Below are 24,789 nucleotides of genomic sequence, written 5' to 3'. Positions count from 1 at the left end.
CCCCATGTCGACGCACCGCCGTTCCTCACTGTTATTTGCCGGATCGCTCATAGCCTTATTATTGGCCGCCGGCGGCTTCGGTTACTGGAAGTCGATCAGCAGTCGCCTGCCCGAGGGGCTGTCGGCCGGCAACGGACGACTTGAGGCCACCGAAGTGCAGATCGCCAGCAAGACACCCGGTCGCCTCGCCGAGGTGCTGGTCGATGAAGGCGACAAGGTCACTCAAGGCCAATTGCTGGCGCGCATGGACACCCGCACCCTTGAAGCCCAGCGCAACCAGGCCGAAGCCGAGGTCTTGCGCGCCCGGGAAAACCTCAACGCCGCCCAGGCCAATGTGCAGTTGCGTCAGAGTGAGCTACTGCTGGCCCAGCAGGAACTCGGGCGCTCTCAGTCGCTGTTCAAGCACGGTTTTGTCAGCGCCCAGGTCATCGATCAATTGCAGTCGCGCATCGGCACCGGCAACGCTGCCGTGACGGCGGCCCGCGCCCAGGTGTCGGCGGTTGCTGCAGCGATCGGCGCAGCGCAGGCGCAGGTCGCTCAACTGACCAGCGAAATCGACGACAGCAGCCTGCGCGCGCCGCTTGATGGCGTGATCCAGTTACGCATGGCCGAACCCGGGGAAGTGCTAGGCGCCGGTGGCCGCGTCCTGCTGTTGATTGATCCCAACGATCAGTACATGAACCTCTATCTGTCCGCCTCGGTGGCCGGGCGTCTGGCGGTGGGCGATGAAGCGCGGGTGCTGCTCGATGCCCTGCCCGACAAGCCCTTGCCGGCAAAAATCAGTTTCGTCGCCGGCAAATCGCAGTTCACCCCCAAGGAAGTCGAAACCCGCGACGAGCGGCAAAAACTGGTGTTCCGCGTCAAGCTGCGCCTGACCCAACCCAGCGCCGTGCCGCAAGCCAAGCCCGGCATGCCCGGCGCCGGGTATGTGCGCACCGCGCCGATCACCTGGCCGGCCAATCTGCAATGAGCAGCCTCGCGGTTCAGGCGAATGCTATCGCGCACCGCTACGGCAAACAGCAAGCACTGAGCGATATCACCTTCAGCCTGCCTGCCGGCACCCGCTGCGGGCTGATCGGCCCCGATGGCGCGGGCAAATCCAGCCTGCTGGGGCTGATCGCCGGAGTGAAGGCCTTGCAGCAAGGGCAACTGGACGTCCTCGGCGGGCCGATCCAGCAGCGCCGCCACCGCGACACGCTGTATGCGCGCATCGCCTTCATGCCCCAGGGATTGGGCGGCAACCTGTATCCCGAGCTGTCGATCCGCGAAAACATACAGTTCTTCGCCACGCTGTTCGGCCTGTCAAAGGCCGACAGCGAACAACGCATGCACAACCTGCTGCTCGCCACCGACCTGCTGAAGTTCGCCGAGCGCCCCGCCGGCAAGTTGTCCGGTGGCATGAAACAGAAACTGGGGCTGTGCTGCGCGCTAATCCATGAGCCGGACCTGTTGATCCTCGATGAACCGACCACCGGTGTCGACCCGCTCTCACGCCGGCGTTTCTGGGAGTTGGTCGACGACGTGCGGCGCCAGCGCCCGCAACTGACTCTGCTGGTCGCCACCGCTTATATGGAGGAAGCCGAACAGTTCGAGCATTGTCTGATGCTCGACAACGGCCAATTGATTGCCACCGGCCTGAGCCGTGAACTGGCGGCCGTCACCCCGAGTGGCAAACTCGACGAGGCCTTCACCCATTTCCAGGGTGACAGCCAGCATGACGCCAAGCCGCTGGTGATTCCGCCACGTAGCGGCGGCACCACCGATATCGCGATTGAGGCCTACGATCTGACGCTGCGCTTCGGCGACTTCACCGCCGTGGATCACGTCAGCTTCGCCATCGGTCGCGGCGAGATTTTCGGCTTCCTCGGCTCCAACGGCTGCGGCAAAACCACCACCATGAAAGTCCTGACCGGGCTGATGCCGGCCAGCGAAGGCCGCGCGACACTGCTGGGCAATCCGGTGGATGCCAAGGATCTGGCCACGCGCAAACGGGTCGGCTTCATGTCCCAGAGCTTTTCGCTGTATGGCGAACTCAGTGTGCGACAGAACCTTGAGCTGCATGCCCGGCTGTTCGACTTGCCCAAAGCCGAAAGCGCGCCACGCATCGAAGCGTTGATCGAGCGCTTCAATCTGCGCGGCGTTGCTGATCAGCCGTCAGGCGCTCTGCCCCTTGGGCTGCGTCAACGCCTGTCGCTGGCGGTCGCGGTGTTGCATCGCCCGGAAGTGCTGATCCTCGATGAGCCGACGTCCGGCGTCGACCCGGCCGCTCGCGATGACTTCTGGCGACTGTTGATCGAACTGTCCCGCGAACAAGGCGTGACGATTTTTCTCTCCACCCACTTCATGAACGAAGCCCAGCGCTGCGACCGCATCTCGCTGATGCACGCCGGCAAAGTCCTGGCGTGCGATACCCCGGCGGCGCTGCAATGTCAGTTTGCTGGAGAGACGCTGGAAGCCGCTTTCGTGACGTGTCTGGAACAGGCTCAGGGCACCGCCGAATCGCCGCCCGCGAATGAATCGACGACGGCGCCAACGGCCAATGCACCGCCGCTCAAACAGCGCGGCTTCAGCCTCGGTCGCCTGCTGGCGGTGGCCAGTCGCGAAGGCAAGGAGCTGCTGCGTGACAAGGTGCGCATGGCGTTCGCGCTGGCGGGGGCGATTTTCATGATGGTGATTTTCGGCTACGGGATTTCCCTGGACGTGGAAAACCTCGCGTTCGCCGTGTACGACCAGGACCAGACACCGCAGAGCCGAACCTATCTGGAAGCCTTTCGCGGCTCGCGCTACTTCGATGAGCGGCCGGCCATCCACGACGCTCAAGAGCTGCACCGACGCCTGCAACGTTCGGAGATCAAACTGGCGTTGGAAATCCCGCCCGGATTTGGCCGCGACCTGTACGCCGGGCGCCAGCCTGCGGTGGCGGCGTGGCTGGATGGCGGCATGCCGTTTCGCGCCGAGACCAGCCGCAATTATGTCGAAGCCGTGCACTTGGCCAACCTGCAAGAGTTGGCCGAGCAAAGTAGCCCCGCGATGCAACATCAGGCGGGCGCCAGCCTGGAAACCCGCTTTCGCTACAACCAGGATGTGGTCAGCGTCAACGCCATCGGCCCCGGGGTTATGGCGCTGATTCTGGCGTTCATTCCGGCGATGTTGACGGCGCTGGGCATCGTCCGCGAAAAAGAGCTGGGCTCGATCACCAATTTCTACGCCACGCCCCTGACCCGCCTGGAGTTTCTGCTCGGCAAACAGGCGCCGTACCTGCTGGTCAGCCTGGTCAATCTTGCGCTGCTGGTGGCGATGAACCGCTGGCTGTTCGGCGTGCCGTTCAAGGGCAGCCTGCTGACGCTGGCCTTCGGCGGCCTGCTCTACGTGCTGGCGACCACCAGCATGGGCCTGCTGATTTCAGCGTTCACCCGCACGCAAATCGCCGCGATCCTCGGCACCATGATCATCACCAGCCTGCCGACCATCCAGTTTTCCGGGCTGATCGTGCCGCGCTCTTCGCTGGAAGGTGCGGCTGCGGTGATGGGCATGCTGTTTCCGGCGGGGCACTTTCTCGACATCGCGGTGGGCACGTTCACCAAAGCGCTGGACCTGCGGCAGCTATGGCCGCAGTGCCTGGCGCTGTTCGGGTTCTTTATCGGGTTCACCGGGCTGAGCCTGGTCATGCTGAAAAAGCAGGAGGCCTGAATGCACAAGTTCGTGCACATCCTGCGCCTGGGACTCAAGGAACTGACCAGCCTGCGCCACGACAGCGTTTTGCTGCTGTTCCTGTTCTACGCCTTCACCGTGGCGATCTACATGCCCGCCGCCGGCTCAGTGATCGGCGTGCACAACGCCAGCGTGGCGATCGTCGACGAAGACCACAGCGCGCTCTCGCGCCAGTTGGCCCAGGCCCTGCAACCGCCGGAGTTCCAGCCGCCGGTGCTGTTGCCTTACCCGCAACTGGACCAGGTCATGGACAGCGGCCAGTACACCTTCGTCATCAACATTCCGGCAGGTTTTCAAACCGACCTGCTGGCGGCGCGGCACCCGGCCATTCAGGTCAATGTGGACGCCACCGCCATGAGTCAGGCGTTCATGGGCGCCGGTTACATCGGCCGGATCTTCCAGCGTGAACTGCAGGACTATGGCGGCCAGGGCGATGCCGCGAGCAAGACGCCGATTCAACTGACCACCCGCGCGCTGTTCAATACCAACCTGGAGGGCGGCTGGTTTCTGGCGGTGATTCAGATCGTCAACAACATCACCATTCTGGCGATCATCCTCACGGGTACGGCGCTGCTGCGCGAACGCGAACACGGCACGCTCGACCATTTGCTGGTGCTGCCGCTGACGGCGCTGGAAATCATGCTGGCGAAAATCTGGAGCAATCTGCTGGTGGTGGTGCTGTGCACCTGGCTGTCGCTGGAGGTGGTGGTCAAAGGCGCGCTCGGCGTACCGTTGGCCGGCTCGATGAGCCTGTTTTTGCTGGTGACCGCGGTTTATCTGTTTGCCAGTACCGCGTTGGGAATCTTCCTCGCGACGCTGGCGCGCTCGACACCGCAGTTCGGCCTGCTGGCGATTCCGGTGATCATCCCGATGTTGCTGCTGTCTGGTGGCAGCACGCCATTGGACAGCATGCCGCAGTGGCTGCAGTGGGTCATGCAGGGCTCACCGTCCACGCACTTTGTCAGCCTTAGCGCCGCGATACTGTTTCGCGACGCCGGGCTGAGCGTGGTCTGGCCGGACTTGCTGGCGCTGACGGCCATCGGCCTACTGTTCTTCCTCATCGCACTGGCACGCTTTCGCAAAAGCCTGGCGTCCTGAACAGCGGCCGGTGTGCTTACTGAATGATCAGGTTGTTGAACAACAGATCTTCAACCACCGGCTTGCCGGTCTCGTCATTCATCACTTGCTGGGTTTGCTTCAGGGCTTCCTGACGCAGCTTTTCCTTGCCTTCGATGCTGCCCATCGCCTCAGTAGTCTGCTGGGTGAACAGCGCCACCAGTTGATTGCGGATCAGCGGCTCGTTGGCCTTGACCAGTTTGGTCGCCTCTTCGCCCGTCACACGCAATGCCACATCGGCCTTGTAAACCTTGAGCTTCGGCGTGCCGTCCAGCCCGTAGTTGCCCACGAACGGCGGGCTCAGGGTGATGTAATTGACCTTCGGCGCCTCGCCTTCTTTGGCTTCTTCGGCCAGCGCTGCCACAGGCAGAGACAGGGCCAGCAACAACATGATCCACGCTTTCACAATTCGCTCCTTATCCGGTTTGCGGCCTAGCATAACGACCCGCCGCGCAAGCACAAGCTTATGGCTGACTATCAGGGCCGGGCATGCTCGTTGACCCGTTTACTGACACACCTACACTTATCGGCCATCACTCCCAAAGGAATAGCCCTGATGAAAGCCGTGCTGTGCAAAGCCTTCGGCCCTGCCGAATCGCTGGTGCTGGAAGACGTCGCCAGCCCTGTCGCGAAGAAGAACGAAATCCTGCTGGACGTGCACGCCGCCGGGGTCAACTTCCCGGACACGCTGATCATCGAGGGCAAATACCAGTTCAAGCCGCCCTTCCCGTTCTCGCCGGGTGGTGAAGCGGCCGGCGTGGTCAGCGTTGTGGGTGAAAAGATCAGTCATCTGAAAATCGGCGACCGGGTCATGGCCCTGACCGGCTGGGGCAGTTTCGCCGAGCAGGTCGCGGTGCCGGGCTATAACGTGCTGCCGATTCCGCCATCAATGGACTTCAACACCGCCGCCGCCTTCAGCATGACCTACGGCACCTCGATGCACGCACTCAAGCAACGCGCCAATCTGCAACCGGGCGAAACCCTGCTGGTGCTCGGTGCGTCCGGCGGTGTCGGTCTCGCTGCCGTGGAGATTGGCAAAGCCATGGGCGCCCGCGTGATCGCCGCCGCCAGCAGCGCGGAAAAACTCGCCGTGGCCAAGGCGGCCGGCGCCGACGAGCTGATCAACTACAGCGAAACCAGCCTCAAGGACGAGATCAAACGCCTCACCGATGGCCAAGGCGCCGACGTGATTTACGACCCGGTCGGTGGCGACCTGTTCGATCAAGCCATCCGCGCCATCGCCTGGAACGGCCGCTTGCTGGTGGTCGGTTTCGCCAGCGGGCGCATTCCCGAGCTGCCGGTCAACCTTGCCCTGCTCAAAGGCGCGGCGGTGCTCGGCGTGTTCTGGGGCTCGTTCGCCCAGCGTCAGCCACAGGACAACGCTGCAAACTTCCAGCAGTTGTTCGGCTGGTTTGCCGAGGGCAAGTTGAAGCCGCTGGTGTCGCAGGTGTATCCACTGAGCAATGCGGCGCAGGCGATCAATGATCTTGGCCAGCGCAAGGCGGTGGGCAAGGTGGTGGTGCAGGTGCGCTGAGTTTCTGATGGAGGCCAGAACTGTCTGTGCGGCGGTTCTGGCTTTTCCTTAGTGGCTCAAATCAAAGCAACTCGCGAATCTCCACGGGCAAAAGACTCATGAATTTGCGTGTCGGATTGTCCCGACAGCCCCTGACAATTGTCGGTACTCGCTGATTCATCTTCGCAATCATCGCCAGACGCTCCTCATCCGACAATTGATGCCTGGTGATTGAATTTGAAAGATAGGCCCGCGTATACGCAAATACGCTTGAGTCAACCCAATCGAACTCGCTCATATTTCCAAGGTTTTCGTTAACGGCCCGGCATTTAACTGTTTTCAGCCATTGGTTGATATGAAGCGGGTGGTCTTCGAGGTGGAAAATCATTGGCGCGACGATTTCCTGCTCTTCAGGTTTGTCCCCTTCAACCACCCAGGGTTTGAACCGCCACTGCGCTATCGCGGCTCGAACTGCTTCGGCCAAGTCCGGGTGAGTGCTTTCCCGAATCCTGATGTCGCTGACCGAGCCATCCGCCCTGGCGATGAAACTGACCTTCACCTCCCCGGTGATGCCCGCCCGCTGCAGCATTCGAGGATAGACCGGTTTGGGATTGTTTTCCGGGATCAAAAACTTCTCTGAGGCCAGCGCGGAACCTCCGAACACCAACAAAAGCCAAGCAAAAAACCAGCGCATGATCCCACCCCTTCCTTAGTGATTCGCCTTTCCCGGCAACAGCACAAAGGTTACGGAGCAATGGCTTTGAACTGAATGGCGCAGCTTCTCCTTTGGACGCAGGACATTTCCTAAACCCCGTCCCTAAAAAAGGTAAATAACCGCGCAAAAGGGTCACCGGTAACTTTTCTGACGGACTGTTAGCCGCGACCGGGATCAGCAATATCGCCCGGCAGCAAATGTTCCTGAATCTTCTGGCTACGCGATTCGACAAGTTGCCCCTTGTCGTCGAAGCGCAAAACGATGAGCCAGTCGTAGACATCCACCGGCCATTTCGGTTGGCCGATCAATGCCGGGCCGTCGCCACCAAAAGCCGAGATCAACTTGTTGATATGTCCGTGGTGCCAGGCAATCAGCACGGTTTTCGCCTGATTACTCTTGCGCAGCAAACTGACCAGTTTGTCGACATCGTTATTGGCATAAGGCTGTTCGATGGGCAGTTGCAGGCGCTGGGACAGCGGGATCAGCGTCTGACGCGGGCGCATACTTTCCGCGCTGTCGGCGGTAGCGATCAGGCGCTGAGGTATCAGCGTCTGGCCGTCCAGCATCAGCGCACTGAAATAGTCGGCATAGGCCACAGCCCGTTGCTCTCCTCGGGCATTGAGCTGCCTGCCGACCTCAGGTTTTTCCGCATGACGCACGATCAGCACCGTGACATTGCGCAAACCCGGTGCCGCAGAATCCTGGGCGTAACTCAGTGCCAGAACGGACACAGTGATTACGGCCGCCGCCAGCAATCCGGGCAGCAACATACGAACCTTCAGAGCCAACATTTATCTCGGTTGCATCGGTCGGAGTGACTGATCAGGAGTCTATGACAGCCATCGTCGACCGCTACAAAAACGCCCTGTTCTTACAGCTGAGCGACAGGTTCGTAAAGGAACACGCGAATTCGACTATTTCCGCTGTTTGGTCGATGCGAACCGGTGCTATTTTCGGTAACGAAACTGTAACATTCGCATCCGCAGTCAAAACAAGAAATTTGGAGCTCTTGAATGTTTGCTTTCTTTCGTCCTGCCGCACATCAGGCTCCATTGCCTGAAGAAAAAATAGACAGCACTTATCGACGCCTGCGTTGGCAGATCTTCGCCGGCATCTTCTTTGGCTACGCGGGTTATTACCTGCTGCGCAAAAACTTCTCACTGGCCATGCCGTACCTGATCGACGAAGGCTACAGCCGCGGTGATCTGGGTCTGGCGATGTCGGCGATCGCGATCGCTTACGGCTTGTCGAAATTCCTCATGGGCCTGGTGTCCGACCGTTCCAACCCGCGTTACTTCCTGCCGTTCGGCCTGCTGGTGTCGGCCGGGGTGATGTTCATTTTCGGTTTCGCACCATGGGCAACGTCCAGCGTGACCATGATGTTCATTCTGTTGTTCATCAACGGCTGGGCCCAGGGCATGGGTTGGCCGCCAAGTGGCCGGACCATGGTGCACTGGTGGTCGCAGAAGGAACGTGGCGGCGTAGTGTCGGTGTGGAACGTGGCGCATAACGTCGGCGGTGGCCTGATCGGCCCGCTGTTCCTGATCGGCATGGGCCTGTTCAACGACTGGCACGCAGCGTTCTACGTACCGGCAGCGGTGGCGCTGGGCGTGGCGGTGTTTGCCTTCATCACCATGCGCGACACCCCGCAATCGGTGGGCCTACCGCCGATCGAGAAGTACAAGAACGACTACCCGGAAGGTTACGACGCCAGCCACGAAGACGAATTCAGCGCCAAGGAAATCTTCGTCAAGTACGTGCTGCGCAACAAAATGCTCTGGTACATCGCCATGGCCAACGTCTTCGTCTACTTGCTGCGCTACGGCGTTCTGGACTGGGCGCCGACCTACCTCAAGGAAGCCAAGGGTTTCACCGTGGATAAAACCTCGTGGGCCTATTTCTTCTACGAGTGGGCGGGCATTCCGGGCACGCTGCTGTGCGGCTGGATGTCGGACAAGATCTTCCGTGGCAACCGTGGCCTGACCGGCATGGTGTTCATGGCACTGGTGACCGTGGCGACCCTGGTTTACTGGCTGAACCCGGCCGGCAACCCGACCGTCGACATGATCGCGCTGTTCTCGATCGGCTTCCTGATCTACGGCCCGGTAATGCTGATCGGCCTGCAGGCGCTGGAACTGGCACCGAAGAAAGCCGCCGGCACTGCTGCCGGTTTCACCGGTCTGTTCGGTTATCTGGGCGGTTCGGTCGCGGCCAGTGCGGCGATGGGCTACACCGTGGACCACTTCGGCTGGGACGGTGGTTTCGTCTTGCTGGTCGGCGCTTGCCTGCTGTCGATGGCCTTCCTGGCCCCGACCCTGTGGCACAAGCAAGTCGCCAGTCAGAGCCGCGAAGCCATCGCCTGATCGGCTTTTGACTTACAGCGCTTGAGCCGCGCCTCCAGATTCCGATCTGGCATGGCGTGGCTGCGCAGGGCGTGTGCGGTCTGCTCGACATAATCGCGAGTGGTGCCGTAACGCCCGCAGGCGCTTTCGAACACCTGGCTCAGCACATGATCTGGCAGGTTGCCGGCATAGCTGGGCAGGTGTCGCTCCAACACAAATCCCAACGCCTGTACCTGAGTGCCATCTTCGAGTCGGCAATTGAGCCAGTGTGGCCGATAGGACGGCACCGGCATCTCGCGTTTCCACAGCGCATACAGCGCAGCGTCGAGGTTGTCTTCCGGTAGCCGATAGGCGAAGCCGCTACACGAACCGCCGCGATCCAGACCAAACACCAGGCCGGGCATTTCCGGCGTGCCGCGATGCTCGTGCGACCACAGGTACAAGCCGCGATGGTAGCCATGCACGCGACCGCGCACCCGTTCGACTGCCGAACATTCCGGCCGCCAGATCAGCGAACCATAGGCGAACAGCCACACCGGCCCGCCCTTGTGGCGTGCCATGGTCGATTGCATGGAAGCGAGAAGTTGTTCGTGCGTCAGCTGCGGCCCAAGATCGAGCCGTGGAGGGTAAGCGAGATTCAAGAATCCGTTTTCAATGGCGCTCATGGCGAATAGCGTTCAGCTCCCCGCGGGTGAAGAATTACTTAATAGAACGCACCGCTGTAACAATAAGGCACATATGTTTTAAGGCAATTTAAGTGCCATGGCACAGTTCTTAATTAATTGCCCTATTGATATATAACCTAGCGGTATTTACCCAATTAGATAAATACCGATCAGCTATATAGAGGGTTATAAAGACTCAGGAGCGCGGAGCGTAAGCGAACACATCGGCACGCATTTGATGAGCGTCCATGCCTGCTTCAACAAGTGCATCCAGCGTGCCGTAGACCATGGCCGGTGAGCCGCTGGCGTAGACGTGCAACGGTTTCAGATCCGGGAAGTCTTCGCACACCGCTTCGTGCAACATCCCGCAGCGCCCTTCCCAGCCGCACTGGTCGCTGACAACTTTGTGCAGGAACAGATTGGGCAGCTTCAGCCATTCATCCCAATGTTCGATCTGATAGAAGTCCTCCGGACGACGCACGCCCCAGTACAGATGCACCGGGTGTTTGAAGCCGTTGGCGCGGCAATGCTCGATCAGGCTGTGGATCTGGCCCATGCCAGTACCTGCGGCGATCAGCACCAGCGGCCCGTCGGGCAATTCGGCAAGATGGGTGTCGCCGAACGGCAGTTCGACGCGCACCATCGCGTTGCGTTGCAGTTGCTCGATCAGACTCAACGCACTCGCTTCGCGCGCCAGCACGTGGATTTCCAGATCGCGCCCGCCGTGGGGTGCCGAGGCCATGGAGAACGCCGACTTCTCGCCGTTCTCGCGTTCGATCATCAGATACTGCCCGGCGTGATAACGTGGTGGCTTGCCGGCCGGTGCACGCAGACGCACGCGCCAGGTGTCGCCGCCGACGTCCCGGCATTCAATGACCTGACACGACAGGCTGCGCACCGGCAGTTCTCCCAGCGCGAGCACGCCATCCCACAGCAGGATGCAGTCTTCCAGCGGCTCGGCTATGCAAGTGTAGAACTCGCCGTGGTCATGCACCTTGCCGGCCTGCTCGACACGGCCTTCGACCAGCAGCGCCGCACACACGTGACAATTGCCGTTGCGGCAGCTTTGCGGGCAGTCGTAGCCCAGGCGCCGCGCACCATCGAGAATCCGCTCGCCGGGCCGTATCTCAAGCACCGCTCCGGAGGGCTGCAGGGTTACACGCATCAATCTATTCCTAACTGATTCCAGATGGCATCGATCCGTTGGGTGACGGCGTCGTCCTTGACGATCACACGGCCCCACTCGCGAGTGGTTTCGCCCGGCCACTTGTGGGTGGCATCCAGGCCCATTTTCGAACCCAGGCCGGAGACCGGCGAGGCGAAGTCGAGATAGTCGATCGGCGTGTTGTCGATCATCACCGTGTCGCGCTTGGGGTCCATGCGCGTGGTGATGGCCCAGATCACGTCGTTCCAGTCCCGGGCGTTGATATCGTCGTCACAGACGATAACGAACTTGGTGTACATGAACTGTCGCAAAAACGACCAGACACCGAGCATCACGCGCTTGGCATGCCCCGGATACGACTTCTTCATGGTCACGATGGCCATGCGGTACGAGCAGCCTTCCGGCGGCAGGTAGAAGTCGGTGATTTCCGGGAACTGCTTCTGCAGGATCGGCACGAACACTTCGTTGAGCGCTACACCGAGGATCGCTGGCTCATCCGGCGGACGGCCAGTGTAAGTGCTGTGGTAGATCGGCTTGATGCGGTGGGTGATGCGCTCGACGGTGAACACCGGGAAGCTGTCGACTTCGTTGTAGTAACCGGTGTGGTCGCCGTACGGTCCTTCGTCGGCCATTTCGCCCGGGTGGATCACGCCTTCGAGGATGATCTCGGCGGTGGCCGGCACTTGCAGGTCGTTGCCCCGGCACTTGACCAGTTCGGTGCGGTTACCGCGCAGCAGGCCGGCGAAAGCGTATTCGGACAGGCTGTCCGGCACCGGGGTCACGGCGCCAAGGATGGTTGCCGGATCGGCGCCAAGGGCCACAGACACCGGGAACGGCTGGCCCGGATGTTTCTCGCACCATTCGCGATAGTCCAGCGCGCCGCCACGGTGGCTGAGCCAGCGCATGATGACTTTGTTGCGGCCGATCACTTGCTGACGGTAGATACCGAGATTCTGGCGGTCCTTGTTCGGGCCTTTGGTGACGGTCAGGCCCCAGGTGATCAGCGGACCGACGTCGCCGGGCCAGCAGGTCTGTACCGGCAGCATCGCCAGGTCGACGTCGTCGCCTTCGATGACAACTTCCTGGCACACCGCGTCTTTGACGACTTTCGGCGCCATCGAGATGATCTTGCGGAAGATCGGCAGTTTCGACCACGCGTCTTTCAAGCCCTTCGGCGGCTCCGGCTCCTTGAGGAACGCCAGCAGCTTGCCGATTTCGCGCAGCTCGCTGACCGATTCGGCGCCCATGCCCATCGCCACCCGCTCGGGCGTGCCGAACAGGTTGCCGAGCACCGGAATGTCGTAGCCGGTCGGTTTTTCGAACAGCAGCGCCGGGCCTTTGGCCCGCAGCGTGCGATCGCACACCTCGGTCATTTCCAGCACCGGCGAGACGGGAATCTGGATGCGTTTCAACTCTCCGCGCTGCTCAAGCTGCTGCACGAAATCCCGAAGATCCTTGAATTTCATTGACGATGGCACCCTCAAAATAGGCGTACATCCTACCTGCTCTGACGGGCAAACAGCAGCCCGTCAGAGCCTGGCAGCAATCAATTGTTGCTGGTGCCCAGCATCAACGGCGCAAACAACGGGCTCAGTCTGGCGCTGCCAACGTCGGAAAGATGATCGGCATCCTTGTACTGCGAGTGGCCGTCGACATCGATGGGGCACAAGCCGTCCTTGCACATCAGCGGCGTCGGATCGATGACATGAATGCCGGAATCGGCGGCGCTCATCGAGCCAAACAGCGAAGTGAAAAACTGCTGGCGAGCCAGGTGCTCGTTGAGCGGGCGACCGAGGCCTTCTGCGGAACGGCCGATACGCGCCAGGCTGGTCAGGCGGTCGATGAAGCTCTTGTGTTGCAGCGGCACCTCCTTGAACAGCCAGACTTGCACACCGGCTTCACGCAGCTCGGCCACTTGCGCCTTGATGGCGGCGGCCATGCGCTGCTCTGCCTGGCGTGGATTGTCTTTGCGATCAAGCAGGAACTGCAGATCGCCGTCGCCATCTTCGCGACCATAAACGTACAGGCTCCAGTTCGCTGCCAGCACCACGTCCTTGATTCCCAGGCTGGTGACGCGTTCCATGTTGCGCTTATTGAAGTCTTTGCACTGCTGGCGCAGCCTGTCTTCGATAATCGGCGGGCAACCCGTCAAGCTGTACAGCCACGCAGGCTGGACATTACGACCGGTGTTGCCTTCGATGGCCGGCAACAATGCGGCGGCGTGGCTGTCGCCCCAGAACAACTTTGTCGCCCCACTCTCCGGATCGCCGCCCACCAGACATGACTTGGTCAGCGCCTTGTCTGTGCTCAAGTGCATGCATTTCGACTGCCCGGCGTTCCACTCCCGGGACTGAGCGTACTCCAGCGCCTTGCCGCTCAGACGCTGTGGAACACCGTCTGCCGAGCGAATCGCCGAACCGGTGATCGCCAGCACGGTGATCGATACCAGACCGCCGACCAACACCGAGTTACGGCTGGGGAATACTCGCTTTTCCCGAAACGGCAGTTCGATATAACGCAGGCTCAGCCATGCCAGGCCCAGCGCCAGGGCCATCCAGCCCAGCGCCTCAAGAGGCTGGATGCCGTCGATCGAGATCGCATTGGCATACACATAGACCGGCCAATGCCAGAGATAAAGCGAATAGGACAGCAGGCCGATCCACACCAGGACTTGCATACTCAACAGCCGGCTAGTCCATGTCGCGCCCTGCGCGCCCGACCAGATCAGCGCCGTCGTACCCAATACCGGCAGTAATGCTGCCCAGCCCGGAAACACCGTGGATCGGTCAAAAGTGAAGATCGCCACCAGCACCGCAGCCAATCCGGCCAGGCCGACAGACTGCCGAAGCCATGCGCTTGGGGCCTGCTTCGGCGCAGGCAGCACCGCCAGCATGGCGCCGCACAGCAACTCCCAGGCGCGAGTCGGCAGCGAGAAAAACGCGAATTCGGGCCTGCGCTCGATATAGACGATGTTCAGGCCGAACGACACCAGCAGCACGGCGAACAGCATCCAGCGCCAATGCCGGACATAGCGCATCAGCAACACCATCATCAGCGGGAAGAAGATGTAGTACTGCTCTTCCACCGCCAGCGACCAGGTATGCAGCAGCGGTTTGAGCTCCGACGCCGGCGCAAAGTAGCCATCTTCACGCATGAACAGGATGTTGGAGATGAACAACGACTGGTAACGAATCGTGCGCCCCAGTTCGGAAAGGTCTTTGGCCGTCAGCAACAGCCAACCCAGCGCCAGTGTTACCACGACCACCACGGTCAAGGCGGGCAGGATGCGACGGGCGCGGCGCCCCCAAAAATCAAGGAAGCTGAAACGCTGCGCACTGATTTCACGGAACAGGATGGTGGTGATCAGGAAGCCGGAAATGACGAAAAAGACGTCAACGCCGACAAAGCCGCCACTGAATGTATTGAAGCCGAAATGAAACAGCAGGACCGGAATGACCGCCAGTGCCCGTAATCCGTCGATATCACGGCGATTGCCAAACGTATGCATAACTCTTCTTGTCCTTGTAGATACATGCGATCAAACAAGGACACTAGCGGCTGGCGAAAGTTATGCACCGCTAGCGCAAAAAAAAACGCCCCTTTCGGGGCGTTCTTTTAAACAGCTGCGTATTACTTGCGCTTCATCGACAAGAAGAACTCGTCGTTGGTCTTGGTCGTTTTCAGCTTGTCGACCAGGAACTCGATGGCGGCAACTTCGTCCATCGGGTGCAGCAGCTTGCGCAGGATCCACATGCGCTGCAGTTCGTCGTCGGCGGTCAGCAACTCTTCGCGGCGGGTGCCGGAACGGTTGATGTTGATGGCCGGGAAGACGCGCTTTTCCGCAATCTTGCGGTCCAGCGGCAGTTCCATGTTGCCGGTACCCTTGAACTCTTCGTAGATCACTTCGTCCATCTTCGAGCCGGTTTCAACCAGCGCGGTGGCGATAATGGTCAGCGAGCCGCCTTCTTCGATGTTTCGCGCAGCGCCGAAGAAACGTTTTGGTTTCTCTAGGGCGTGGGCGTCAACACCACCGGTCAGCACCTTGCCGGAGCTCGGGATCACGGTGTTGTAGGCGCGGGCCAGACGGGTGATGGAGTCGAGCAGGATCACCACGTCCTTCTTGTGTTCAACAAGGCGCTTGGCCTTCTCGATCACCATTTCGGCAACCTGTACGTGACGGGTCGGCGGTTCGTCGAAGGTCGAGGCAACCACTTCGCCGCGCACGGTGCGCTGCATTTCGGTCACTTCTTCCGGACGTTCGTCGATCAGCAGCACGATCAGATGAACTTCAGGGTTGTTACGGGCGATGTTCGCTGCGATGTTTTGCAGCATGATCGTTTTACCGGCTTTCGGCGGAGCGACGATCAGACCACGCTGGCCTTTGCCGATCGGGGCGCACAGGTCGATCACACGACCGGTCAAGTCTTCGGTGGAACCGTTACCGGCTTCCATCTTCATGCGCACGGTCGGGAACAGCGGGGTCAGGTTCTCGAAGAGAATCTTGTTTTTCGCGTTCTCCGGACGATCGAAGTTGATCGTGTCGACCTTGAGCAGGGCGAAATACCGCTCGCCTTCCTTCGGAGGGCGAATCTTGCCAACGATGGTGTCACCGGTGCGCAAGTTGAAACGGCGGATCTGGCTCGGCGAGACGTAGATATCGTCCGGGCCGGCCAGGTAGGAGGCGTCAGCGGAGCGCAGGAAGCCGAAGCCGTCCTGGAGAATCTCCAGCACGCCATCACCGGAGATTTCCTCGCCGCTTTTGGCGTGCTTTTTCAGCAGGGAGAAAATCACGTCCTGCTTGCGCGAACGGGCCATATTTTCTATGCCCATCTGTTCGGCCAATTCGAGCAGTTCGGTAATCGGCTTTTGCTTGAGTTCAGTCAGATTCATATAGGAATGACGTAATCATTTATGGAGGGGGGGAAATTAAGCTTTTGGCTTAATGAGGCCGCGCCGCGGAGAAGGCGACAGGATCGCGAACTTATTCGAAAAGGAGTGCGTCGGCGACGGCTAGCAGGGGGCAGTGGAGAAACCAGTGCGGGGCCGAATGTACCACCTGAGTTTCGGAGCGTCTAGCCCTGAATACGCAAAAAGCCCCGCTAATTGCGGGGCTTTTTTTCAGGCACTTTACAGCGACGCTTAGATGTTGGCGTCGAGGAAAGCAGCCAGTTGCGACTTCGACAGGGCGCCGACTTTGGTCGCTTCAACGTTGCCGTTCTTGAACAGCATCAGTGTCGGGATACCACGCACGCCGTGCTTGGCCGGGGTTTCCTGGTTCTCGTCGATGTTCAGTTTGGCAACGGTCAGCTTGCCTTTGTAAGTCTCGGCAATCTCGTCCAGAACCGGAGCGATCATTTTGCAAGGGCCACACCATTCAGCCCAGTAGTCGACCAGTACAGCGCCTTCGGCCTTGAGTACGTCGGCTTCGAAGCTAGCGTCGCTAACGTGTTTGATAAGATCGCTGCTCATGGAATTCTCCAGGTTGTAAGCAAAAAAACGTGGCCCATCATATCCGCCCTTCCCCGGTTCAGGAAGCCGCAGATGATTGAGTCTTGCTATGGTGCCCCATGAGTTTGGGTATAGCTCAAGTCACGCCGTGGCGGGGGCGATGAAGGCGATTCCGGTGCGCAGTGCCGCGTTGCGCACGTGCTCCTGCATGGCTTTTTGCGCGGCGCCCGAAGCGCGGCGAGCCAGTGCACGAAGGATCTTGCGGTGCTCCTGCCAGGTTTCCATGGCCCGTTCGGCGCGGATGAACGGTAGTTTCTGGCTCTCCAGAAAGATCTCGGCGCTGGCGGTGAGGATGCTCAGCATCGCCTGATTACCGCTGGCCAGCAGGATTCGCCGGTGGAATTCAAAATCCAGTTTCGCCGCCGCTTCGAAGTCGCCAGCCTTCAATTGCTCGCGCATCGCCGCCACGTTGTCTTCCAGCGCATCCAGATCGAACGTGCTCAGCGTCACCGCCGCCAGCCCGGCGGCAAAGCCTTCCAGTGCATAGCGAAGTTGAAAGATATCCAGCGGCGAGGCCTGCGCCGCGAACGACCAGCCTGGAGCATTCTCACCGCGCGACAACTCGACCGGTGACTGTACGAAAACCCCCTTGCCCGGCTGAATGCTGACCACCCCGAGGGCACTCAGCGACGACAACGCCTCACGCAACGAAGCGCGGCTGACACCCAACTGCAACGCCAGATCGCGCTGTGACGGCAAGGCGTCGCCCGCGCCAAAGCCCTGTTCGGTGATCAGTTTGCGGATCGCTTGCAGCGCCACTTCGGGTACCGCACGGGAGATCGAATTCATGGTTTTTCGGACGCGCCAGGCCAATGTGCGGCTAGTTGTAAAGCTATTCGACGAGTCCGGCAAGTCGTGCCCCAGCGGGGTTCGGTGCGGCGGGCCGATGCGCCATGGCAGTGCGAAAAACAACCTGACTGTTCAGACCAGTAAGACCGAATAAACCCGCTGAAACTGCGGCCTGCCGGGACGAAATCCGCGTATTGGCACGGCACATGCTCTGTCCGATCGCAGATTTAACTTCTCGCCGATCCGGAGATTGTCCATGACCAAGCGTTACAGCGCCCTCCTCGCCGCCCTGTTCTCCTCTCTGCTGCTAAGCCAGGCCCCTGCTCACGCCGACGGTCTCGACGATGTGGTCAAACGCGGCACATTGAAAGTTGCGGTGCCCCAGGACTTCCCGCCTTTCGGCTCGGTCGGCCCGGACATGAAGCCTCGTGGCCTGGACATCGATACGGCGAAACTGCTGGCCGATCAACTCAAGGTCAAACTCGAACTGACGCCGGTCAACAGCACTAACCGCATCCCGTTCCTGACCACCGGCAAGGTCGACCTGGTGATTTCCAGCCTCGGCAAAAACCCCGAGCGCGAGAAAGTCATCGATTTTTCTCGCGCCTACGCGCCGTTCTACCTCGCCGTGTTCGGCCCGCCAGACGCTGCGATCGCCAACCTTGACGACCTCAAAGGCAAAACCATCAGCGTCACCCGTGGCGCCATCGAAGACATCGAGCTGACCAAGGTTGCCCCCGAAGGCGTGACCATCAAGCGCTTCGAAGACAACAACTCGACCATCGCCGCTTACCTCGCCGGCCAAGTCGACCTGATCGCCAGCGGCAACGTGGTGATGGTCGCGATCAGCGAAAAGAACCCAAAACGTGTGCCGGCGCTGAAAGTGAAGCTCAAGGATTCGCCGGTCTACGTTGGCGTGAACAAGAACGAAGCGGCGCTGCTGGCCAAGGTCAACGACATCCTGACCACCGCCAAGGCTGACGGCGCTCTGGAAAAGAACTCGCAGACCTGGCTGAAAGAGCCGCTGCCGGCCGATCTCTGATCGACTGCGCGGGAGACCTTCATGGCTTATCAGTTCGATTTCATGCCGGTGGTGCAGAACACCGACCTGCTGTTGCGCGGGGCGCTGTTCACCCTTGAGCTGACGGCCATCGGCGCGGTGCTCGGGGTGGGCGTGGGCATTGTCGGGGCGTTGGTGCGGGCGTGGAATATTCGCCCGTTCTCGGCGATCTTCGGCGTCTACGTCGAGTTGATCCGCAACACGCCGTTTCTGGTGCAACTGTTCTTCATCTTCTTCGGCCTGCCGTCGCTGGGCGTGCAGATTTCCGAGTGGCAAGCGGCGGTGCTGGCGATGGTGATCAACCTCGGCGCGTATTCGACCGAGATCATCCGCGCCGGCATTCAGGCGATTCCAAAAGGCCAACTGGAGGCCGCTGCCGCGCTGGCGATGAGTCGCTTCGAGGCGTTCCGCCACGTGGTGCTGCTGCCGGCACTGGGCAAGGTCTGGCCGGCCCTGAGCAGCCAGATCATCATCGTCATGCTCGGCTCGGCGGTGTGTTCGCAGATCGCCACCGAGGAGCTGAGCTTCGCCGCCAACTTCATTCAGTCGCGCAACTTCCGCGCTTTTGAAACCTACGCGCTGACCACGCTGATCTACCTGTGCATGGCGCTGCTGATCCGCCAACTGCTGAACTGGGTCGGCCGCCGCTACATCGCGAGGAGCAGCCAATGAGCGACTTCACCTTCTGGGACATCCTGCGCAACCTGCTCACCGGTCTGCAATGGACGCTGGCGTTGTCGCTGGTGGCGTTTATCGGCGGTGGCCTCGTCGGGCTGCTGATCCTGATCATGCGCATCTCGAAAAACCCTGTGTCGAGCAACATCGCCCGGACCTGGATCGAACTGTTTCAGGGCACGCCGCTGTTGATGCAGCTGTTTCTGGTGTTCTTCGGCGTCGCACTGGCGGGGCTCGAAATCTCGCCGTGGATGGCGGCGGCGATTGCTCTGACCTTGTTCACCAGCGCCTATCTGGCGGAGATCTGGCGTGGCTGCGTCGAAGCGATTCCCAATGGTCAGTGGGAAGCCTCGTCGAGCCTGGCGCTCAATCCGCTGGAGCAATTGCGCTACGTGATTCTGCCGCAGGCCCTGCGCATTGCCGTGGCGCCGACCGTGGGCTTTTCGGTGCAAGTGGTCAAAGGCACCGCCGTGACCTCGATCATCGGTTTCACCGAACTGACCAAGACCGGCGGCATGCTCGCCAACGCCACGTTCGAACCGTTCATGGTCTACGGCCTCGTCGCCCTCGGCTACTTCCTGCTCTGCTACCCCTTGTCCCTCAGTGCGCGCTACCTGGAAAGGAGACTGCATGCCTCTGCTTAGAATTTCCGCCCTGCATAAATACTACGGCGATCACCACGTGCTCAAAGGTATCGACCTCAGTGTCGAGGAAGGCCAGGTGGTGGCAATCATCGGCCGCAGCGGCTCGGGCAAATCGACCCTGCTGCGCACGCTCAATGGCCTGGAATCGATCAACGACGGCGTGATCGAAGTCGACGGCGAGTACCTCGACGCCGCCCGCGCCGACCTGCGCAGCCTGCGGCAGAAGGTCGGCATGGTGTTTCAGCAGTTCAACCTGTTCCCGCACCTGACCGTGGGTGAAAACGTGATGCTCGCGCCGCAAGTGGTGCAGAAGGTGCCCAAGGCCAAGGCTGCGGATCTGGCGCGCAAGATGCTCGAACGGGTCGGCCTGGGGGAGAAATTTGATGCCTTCCCGGATCGGTTGTCCGGCGGGCAACAGCAACGGGTGGCGATTGCCCGGGCGCTGGCGATGTCGCCCAAGGTGCTGCTGTGTGACGAGATCACCTCGGCGCTCGACCCGGAACTGGTCAATGAAGTGCTCGCCGTGGTGCGCCAACTGGCCAAGGAGGGCATGACGCTGATCATGGTCACCCACGAAATGCGCTTTGCCCGTGAGGTGGGTGACAAACTGGTGTTCATGCACCACGGCAAGGTGCATGAGGTGGGGGATCCGAAGGTGTTGTTTGCCAATCCGCAGACGGTGGAATTGGCCAACTTCATTGGTACGGTTGAAGCGACAGCCTGAAGGTTATTCAGGGACTTTAGCGGCCCGTTCGCGGGCAAGCCCGCTCCCACAGGGTTCTGCGGCGGAACATGATTGTCTGTTCGACACAAAAACCTGTGGGAGCGGGCTTGCCCGCGATTGACCGCGCCGCGGTCTCAAGCTTTTCTGCGCTGAATCAACGGTTTGAACCATGCGCGTTGGCGCCAGCGTTTGATCGTGGCACGATGTCGGGGTTATCGACCGAGACCCCCAGACCATGCCGCAATCCCAAGCCAAGAATCTGTCCCTGATCGCCGCAATCGACCTGGGCTCCAACAGCTTTCACATGGTCGTGGCCAAGGCCCAGAACGGCGAAATCCGCATTCTCGAGCGCCTGGGCGAGAAGGTTCAGCTGGCCGCCGGCATCGACGATCAGCGCCAGCTCAACGAAGAATCGATGCAACGTGGCCTCGATTGCCTCAAGCGTTTTGCCCAACTGATCAACGGTATGCCGCTGGGCGCCGTGCGCATCGTCGGCACCAACGCCCTGCGCGAAGCGCGCAACCGCCTCGAATTCATTCACCGCGCCGAAGAAATCCTCGGCCACCCGGTGGAAGTCATCTCCGGCCGTGAAGAGGCGCGCCTGATCTATCTGGGCGTGTCGCACACCCTCGCCGACACCCCGGGCAAACGCCTGGTCGCCGACATCGGCGGTGGCAGTACCGAATTCATCATTGGCCAGCGCTTCGAACCGCTGCTGCGCGAAAGCCTGCAGATGGGCTGCGTCAGCTTCACTCAACGCTATTTCAAGGACGGCAAGATCACCCCGGCCCGCTATGCCCAGGCCTACACGGCGGCGCGACTGGAGATCATGAGCATCGAACACGCCCTGCATCGCCTGACCTGGGATGAAGCCATCGGCTCCTCGGGCACCATCCGCGCCATCGGCCTGGCGCTGAAGGCCGGCGGGCACGGCACTGGTGAAGTGAATGCCGAAGGTCTGGCGTGGCTCAAGCGCCGGCTGTTCAAACTCGGCGATGTCGACAAGATCGATTTCGAAGGCATCAAGCCTGATCGCCGGGCAATTTTCCCGGCAGGTCTGGCGATTCTCGAAGCGATCTTCGACGCCCTTGAACTGCAACGCATGGATCACTGCGACGGTGCACTGCGGGAAGGCGTGCTCTACGATCTGCTAGGTCGCCATCACCACGAAGACGTGCGCGAACGCACCCTGACCTCGCTGATGGAGCGCTATCACGTCGACCTGGAACAGGCCGCGCGGGTTGAACGCAAAGCCCTGCACGCCTTCGATCAGGTGGCTGCGGACTGGGAACTGGATGACGGTATCTGGCGCGAACTGCTGGGCTGGGCTGCGAAAGTGCACGAAGTCGGCCTCGACATCGCCCACTATCACTACCACAAGCACGGCGCCTACCTGATCGAGCACTCGGATCTGGCCGGGTTCTCCCGCGAAGATCAGCAAATGCTCGCCCTGCTGGTGCGCGGCCATCGCCGCAACATTCCCAAGGACAAGTTTGCCGATTTCGGTGACGACGGCGACAAGCTGATCCGCCTCTGCGTGTTGCTGCGCTTTGCCATTCTGTTCCACCACATTCGCGGCACGCAGGCGATGCCGCAGGTGGTTTTGCATGCGAAGGGCAACACTCTGGATGTGGAATTCCCGGAAAACTGGCTGGATGAGAATCAGCTGACTCAGGCGGATTTCGGGCTTGAGGCGGATTGGTTGACGCGGGTTGGCATCGTCCTCACCGTCCACTGATAACCCTTGTGGCGAGGGGATTTATCCCCGATGGACTGCGGAGCAGTCCCAGCTTTTTTTGGGGAAAAAGACCGGGGCCGCTTCGCGCCCCATCGGGGATAAATCCCCTCGCCACAGGTGAGTGAACGGCAGGCACAAAAAAGGCGATCCCGTGGGATCGCCTTTTTTATGGGCTGAAGGTCAGCTGCTCACCGGCAAAATCGGGCTGCCCAACCGCTCCAGCAACGTCGCCTGCGCACTGCGCGGGTTCTGGTTGCCGGTCGGCGTGTTGCGGATGTAACGACCATCCGACTGCAAGCTCCAGCTGTGGGTGTTGTCGGTCAGGTAGAGCTCCAGCTCTTTCTTCACGCGGGTCAGCAGCTTTTTGCCTTCCACCGGGAAGCAAGTCTCGACGCGCTTGTCGAGGTTACGTTCCATCCAGTCGGCACTGGAGAGGAACATCTGCTCCTCGCCGCCATTAAGGAAGTAGAACACCCGGGTGTGCTCAAGGAAGCGGCCGATGATCGAGCGCACATGAATGTTGTGCGAAACCCCGGCAATGCCCGGCCGCAGGCAGCACATGCCACGCACCACCAGATCGATGCGCACGCCGGACTGGCTGGCCTTGTACAGCGCGCGAATGATCTTCGGATCGGTCAGCGAGTTGAACTTGGCAATGATGTGCGCCGGTTTGCCTTCGACGGCGAACTGGGTTTCGCGGGCAATCATGTCGAGCATGCCCTTCTTCAGGGTAAACGGCGCATGCAACAGCTTCTTCATGCGCAGCGTTTTACCCATGCCGATCAACTGGCTGAACAGTTTGCCGACGTCTTCGCACAAGGCATCGTCGGAGGTCAGCAAGCTGTAGTCGGTGTAGAGCTTGGCGTTGCCGGCGTGATAGTTACCGGTGCCGAGGTGCGCGTAACGCACAATCTCGCCGGCCTCGCGACGCAGGATCAGCATCATCTTGGCGTGGGTCTTGAAGCCGACCACGCCGTAGATCACCACCGCGCCCGCTGCTTGCAGACGGCTGGCCAGTTGCAGGTTGGATTCTTCGTCAAAACGCGCCCGCAGCTCGATGACCGCCGTGACTTCCTTGCCGTTACGCGCGGCGTCTACCAGCGCATCGACGATTTCCGAGTTGGCGCCGGAGCGGTACAGCGTCTGGCGCACGGCCAGAACGTGCGGGTCTTTCGCCGCCTGGCGCAGCAGGTCGACCACAGGGGTGAACGACTCGAACGGGTGCAGCAGCAAAATGTCCTGCTTGCTGACCACGCTGAAAATGTTCTCGCTGTTTTGCAGCAGTTTCGGGATCTGCGGGGTGAACGGCGTGTATTGCAGCTCCGGATGACTGTCCAGACCGGTGATGCTGAACAGACGCGTCAGGTTGACCGGACCGTTGACCTGATACAGCTCGGTCTCGCTCAGGTTGAACTGCTTGAGCAGGTAGTCAGACAGATGTTTCGGGCACGTGTCGGCGACTTCCAGACGCACCGCGTCACCGTAACGACGCGAGAACAACTCGCCACGCAGGGCACGGGCCAAGTCTTCAACGTCTTCGGAATCCAGCGCCAGGTCGGCGTTCCGGGTCAGACGGAACTGGTAGCAGCCTTTTACCTTCATGCCCTGGAACAGGTCATCGGCGTGGGCGTGGATCATCGACGAGAGGAACACATAGTTGTCGCCGGCACCGCCGACTTCTTCCGGCACTTTGATGATCCGTGGCAACAGGCGCGGTGCCGGGATGATTGCCAGACCGGAATCGCGACCGAAGGCGTCGATGCCTTCGAGCTCGACGATGAAGTTCAGGCTCTTGTTCACCAGCAACGGGAACGGGTGCGTCGGGTCGAGGCCGATCGGGGTGATGATCGGTGCGATCTCGTCGCGGAAATAGCGGCGCACCCAGGTTTTGATCTTGGTCGTCCAGTGGCGGCGACGGATGAAGCGCACCTGATGCTTTTCCAGCTCCGGCAGCAGGATATCGTTGAGGATCGCGTACTGACGGTCAACATGACCGTGGACCAGCTCACTGATCCGCGCCAGCGCTTGATGCGGTTGCAGGCCATCGGCGCCGGCCTGTTCACGGGCGAAGGTGATCTGCTTTTTAAGGCCGGCAACGCGGATTTCGAAGAATTCGTCGAGGTTACTGGAGAAGATCAGCAGGAACTTCAGCCGCTCCAGCAACGGATAGGACTCGTCCAGCGCCTGCTCCAGCACGCGGATGTTGAATTGCAGTTGCGAAAGCTCGCGATGGATATACAGGCTGCTGTCATCCAGGCCGGGAATCGCTATCACCGGTGCCGCCGCAGCAGGTTCGGTGACCGGCGCGGGTGGCGCAGGCTCCAGTTCCGGCGGGGTTTCGGTGATTTGCTCCACCACCGGCTGAGCTTCTTTTACTGCAACTTCTGTGAGTCCTTCGGTATTCATCGAATGTTCCTGGGAGGG

At 60.6% G+C, this 24,789-nt stretch carries 21 protein-coding genes; 10 read left to right on the top strand and 11 right to left on the bottom strand.

Translation table 11 applies throughout. The features are described from left to right. Positions 1–4: 4 nt before the first annotated feature. Genes AC3WMT_RS05050 through AC3WMT_RS05040 form a run of 3 tightly spaced genes read left to right on the top strand, consistent with a single transcriptional unit; the run spans position 5 to position 4,809 of the window. The gene (locus AC3WMT_RS05050) at positions 5–970 is read left to right on the top strand and encodes an HlyD family secretion protein (RefSeq protein WP_103302510.1); all 966 of its coding nucleotides are present in this window, start codon (positions 5–7) and stop codon (positions 968–970) included. Then, the gene (gene rbbA, locus AC3WMT_RS05045) at positions 967–3,690 is read left to right on the top strand and encodes a ribosome-associated ATPase/putative transporter RbbA (RefSeq protein ID WP_103302511.1); all 2,724 of its coding nucleotides are present in this window, start codon (positions 967–969) and stop codon (positions 3,688–3,690) included. The genes AC3WMT_RS05050 and rbbA overlap by 4 nt, the downstream gene beginning before the upstream one ends. Next, on the top strand, positions 3,691–4,809 hold the full coding sequence (locus AC3WMT_RS05040) for an ABC transporter permease (protein ID WP_103302512.1): 1,119 nt from the start codon (positions 3,691–3,693) through the stop codon (positions 4,807–4,809). It begins immediately after the preceding gene. A 16-nt stretch (positions 4,810–4,825) separates the two neighbouring features. On the opposite strand, the gene AC3WMT_RS05035 is transcribed toward AC3WMT_RS05040, so the two are convergent. After that, on the bottom strand, positions 4,826–5,233 hold the full coding sequence (locus AC3WMT_RS05035) for a flagellar basal body-associated protein FliL (RefSeq protein WP_027610485.1): 408 nt from the start codon (positions 5,231–5,233) through the stop codon (positions 4,826–4,828). A gap of 150 nt (positions 5,234–5,383) precedes the next feature. Here AC3WMT_RS05035 and AC3WMT_RS05030 point away from each other — a divergent pair, with 150 nt between their 5' ends. Further along, a complete protein-coding gene (locus AC3WMT_RS05030; RefSeq protein ID WP_103302513.1) occupies positions 5,384–6,361 on the top strand; it encodes an NADPH:quinone oxidoreductase family protein in 978 nt (325 codons plus the stop codon). Positions 6,362–6,422: 61 nt separating this feature from the next. Here AC3WMT_RS05030 and AC3WMT_RS05025 read toward each other — a convergent pair whose 3' ends face one another. Beyond that, the gene (locus AC3WMT_RS05025) at positions 6,423–7,034 is read right to left on the bottom strand and encodes an energy transducer TonB (RefSeq protein ID WP_103302514.1); all 612 of its coding nucleotides are present in this window, start codon (positions 7,032–7,034) and stop codon (positions 6,423–6,425) included. 179 nt (positions 7,035–7,213) lie between these two features. Continuing rightward, positions 7,214–7,843: a flagellar basal body-associated protein FliL gene (locus AC3WMT_RS05020; RefSeq protein WP_103302946.1), complete on the bottom strand. Its 630-nt coding sequence runs from the start codon at positions 7,841–7,843 to the stop codon at positions 7,214–7,216. Between the two features lie 225 nt (positions 7,844–8,068). On the opposite strand from AC3WMT_RS05020, the gene glpT reads away from it, so the two are divergent. Next, the gene (gene glpT, locus AC3WMT_RS05015) at positions 8,069–9,418 is read left to right on the top strand and encodes a glycerol-3-phosphate transporter (RefSeq protein WP_103302515.1); all 1,350 of its coding nucleotides are present in this window, start codon (positions 8,069–8,071) and stop codon (positions 9,416–9,418) included. On the opposite strand, the gene AC3WMT_RS05010 is transcribed toward glpT, so the two are convergent. The 7 genes from AC3WMT_RS05010 to AC3WMT_RS04980 form a co-directional block, all read right to left on the bottom strand. Next, positions 9,394–10,062 carry a gamma-glutamylcyclotransferase gene (locus AC3WMT_RS05010; protein ID WP_103302516.1) on the bottom strand — a complete coding sequence of 223 codons (669 nt, stop codon included), beginning with the start codon at positions 10,060–10,062 and terminating at the stop codon, positions 9,394–9,396. The genes glpT and AC3WMT_RS05010 overlap by 25 nt on opposite strands. 196 nt (positions 10,063–10,258) lie before the next feature. Continuing rightward, on the bottom strand, positions 10,259–11,227 hold the full coding sequence (locus tag AC3WMT_RS05005) for a CDP-6-deoxy-delta-3,4-glucoseen reductase (RefSeq protein ID WP_103302517.1): 969 nt from the start codon (positions 11,225–11,227) through the stop codon (positions 10,259–10,261). Beyond that, positions 11,227–12,693 (bottom strand): 4-hydroxy-3-polyprenylbenzoate decarboxylase, encoded by a 1,467-nt coding sequence (gene ubiD, locus AC3WMT_RS05000; protein WP_103302518.1) that lies wholly within the window; start codon positions 12,691–12,693, stop codon positions 11,227–11,229. The genes AC3WMT_RS05005 and ubiD overlap by 1 nt, the downstream gene beginning before the upstream one ends. Before the next feature lie 80 nt (positions 12,694–12,773). Beyond that, positions 12,774–14,735 carry an acyltransferase family protein gene (locus AC3WMT_RS04995; RefSeq protein ID WP_103302519.1) on the bottom strand — a complete coding sequence of 654 codons (1,962 nt, stop codon included), beginning with the start codon at positions 14,733–14,735 and terminating at the stop codon, positions 12,774–12,776. Between the two features lie 122 nt (positions 14,736–14,857). Beyond that, positions 14,858–16,117: a transcription termination factor Rho gene (rho, locus tag AC3WMT_RS04990; RefSeq protein ID WP_003229334.1), complete on the bottom strand. Its 1,260-nt coding sequence runs from the start codon at positions 16,115–16,117 to the stop codon at positions 14,858–14,860. 249 nt (positions 16,118–16,366) lie between these two features. Then, entirely contained in the window at positions 16,367–16,696 is a 330-nt protein-coding gene (gene trxA / locus AC3WMT_RS04985) for a thioredoxin TrxA (RefSeq protein ID WP_003206727.1), read from the bottom strand. A gap of 120 nt (positions 16,697–16,816) precedes the next feature. Then, the gene (locus tag AC3WMT_RS04980; RefSeq protein WP_103302520.1) at positions 16,817–17,524 is read right to left on the bottom strand and encodes a FadR/GntR family transcriptional regulator; all 708 of its coding nucleotides are present in this window, start codon (positions 17,522–17,524) and stop codon (positions 16,817–16,819) included. A 256-nt stretch (positions 17,525–17,780) separates the two neighbouring features. On the opposite strand from AC3WMT_RS04980, the gene AC3WMT_RS04975 reads away from it, so the two are divergent. The 5 genes from AC3WMT_RS04975 to ppx all read left to right on the top strand — a co-directional run bounded on the left by AC3WMT_RS04975 (position 17,781) and on the right by ppx (position 22,365). After that, positions 17,781–18,566: a transporter substrate-binding domain-containing protein gene (locus AC3WMT_RS04975; protein ID WP_103302521.1), complete on the top strand. Its 786-nt coding sequence runs from the start codon at positions 17,781–17,783 to the stop codon at positions 18,564–18,566. A 21-nt stretch (positions 18,567–18,587) separates the two neighbouring features. Next, on the top strand, positions 18,588–19,256 hold the full coding sequence (locus tag AC3WMT_RS04970; RefSeq protein ID WP_103302522.1) for an amino acid ABC transporter permease: 669 nt from the start codon (positions 18,588–18,590) through the stop codon (positions 19,254–19,256). Further along, positions 19,253–19,903, top strand: coding sequence for an amino acid ABC transporter permease (locus AC3WMT_RS04965; RefSeq protein WP_103302523.1), 651 nt, complete (start codon positions 19,253–19,255; stop codon positions 19,901–19,903). The genes AC3WMT_RS04970 and AC3WMT_RS04965 overlap by 4 nt, the downstream gene beginning before the upstream one ends. Further along, positions 19,890–20,627 (top strand): amino acid ABC transporter ATP-binding protein, encoded by a 738-nt coding sequence (locus AC3WMT_RS04960; RefSeq protein ID WP_103302524.1) that lies wholly within the window; start codon positions 19,890–19,892, stop codon positions 20,625–20,627. Before AC3WMT_RS04965 ends, AC3WMT_RS04960 begins: the two co-directional genes overlap by 14 nt. 235 nt (positions 20,628–20,862) lie before the next feature. Then, positions 20,863–22,365, top strand: a complete 1,503-nt coding sequence (ppx, locus tag AC3WMT_RS04955) for an exopolyphosphatase (RefSeq protein WP_103302525.1) — start codon at positions 20,863–20,865, stop codon at positions 22,363–22,365. Between the two features lie 180 nt (positions 22,366–22,545). Here ppx and ppk1 read toward each other — a convergent pair whose 3' ends face one another. Continuing rightward, positions 22,546–24,771: a polyphosphate kinase 1 gene (ppk1, locus tag AC3WMT_RS04950; protein WP_103302526.1), complete on the bottom strand. Its 2,226-nt coding sequence runs from the start codon at positions 24,769–24,771 to the stop codon at positions 22,546–22,548. Between the last annotated feature and the right edge of the window lie 18 nt (positions 24,772–24,789).

It is taken from the genome of Pseudomonas sp. FW305-7 (genome assembly GCF_058786735.1).
Note: the sequence above shows the minus strand (reverse complement) of the source record. Positions and strands in the feature narration are given on the sequence as shown.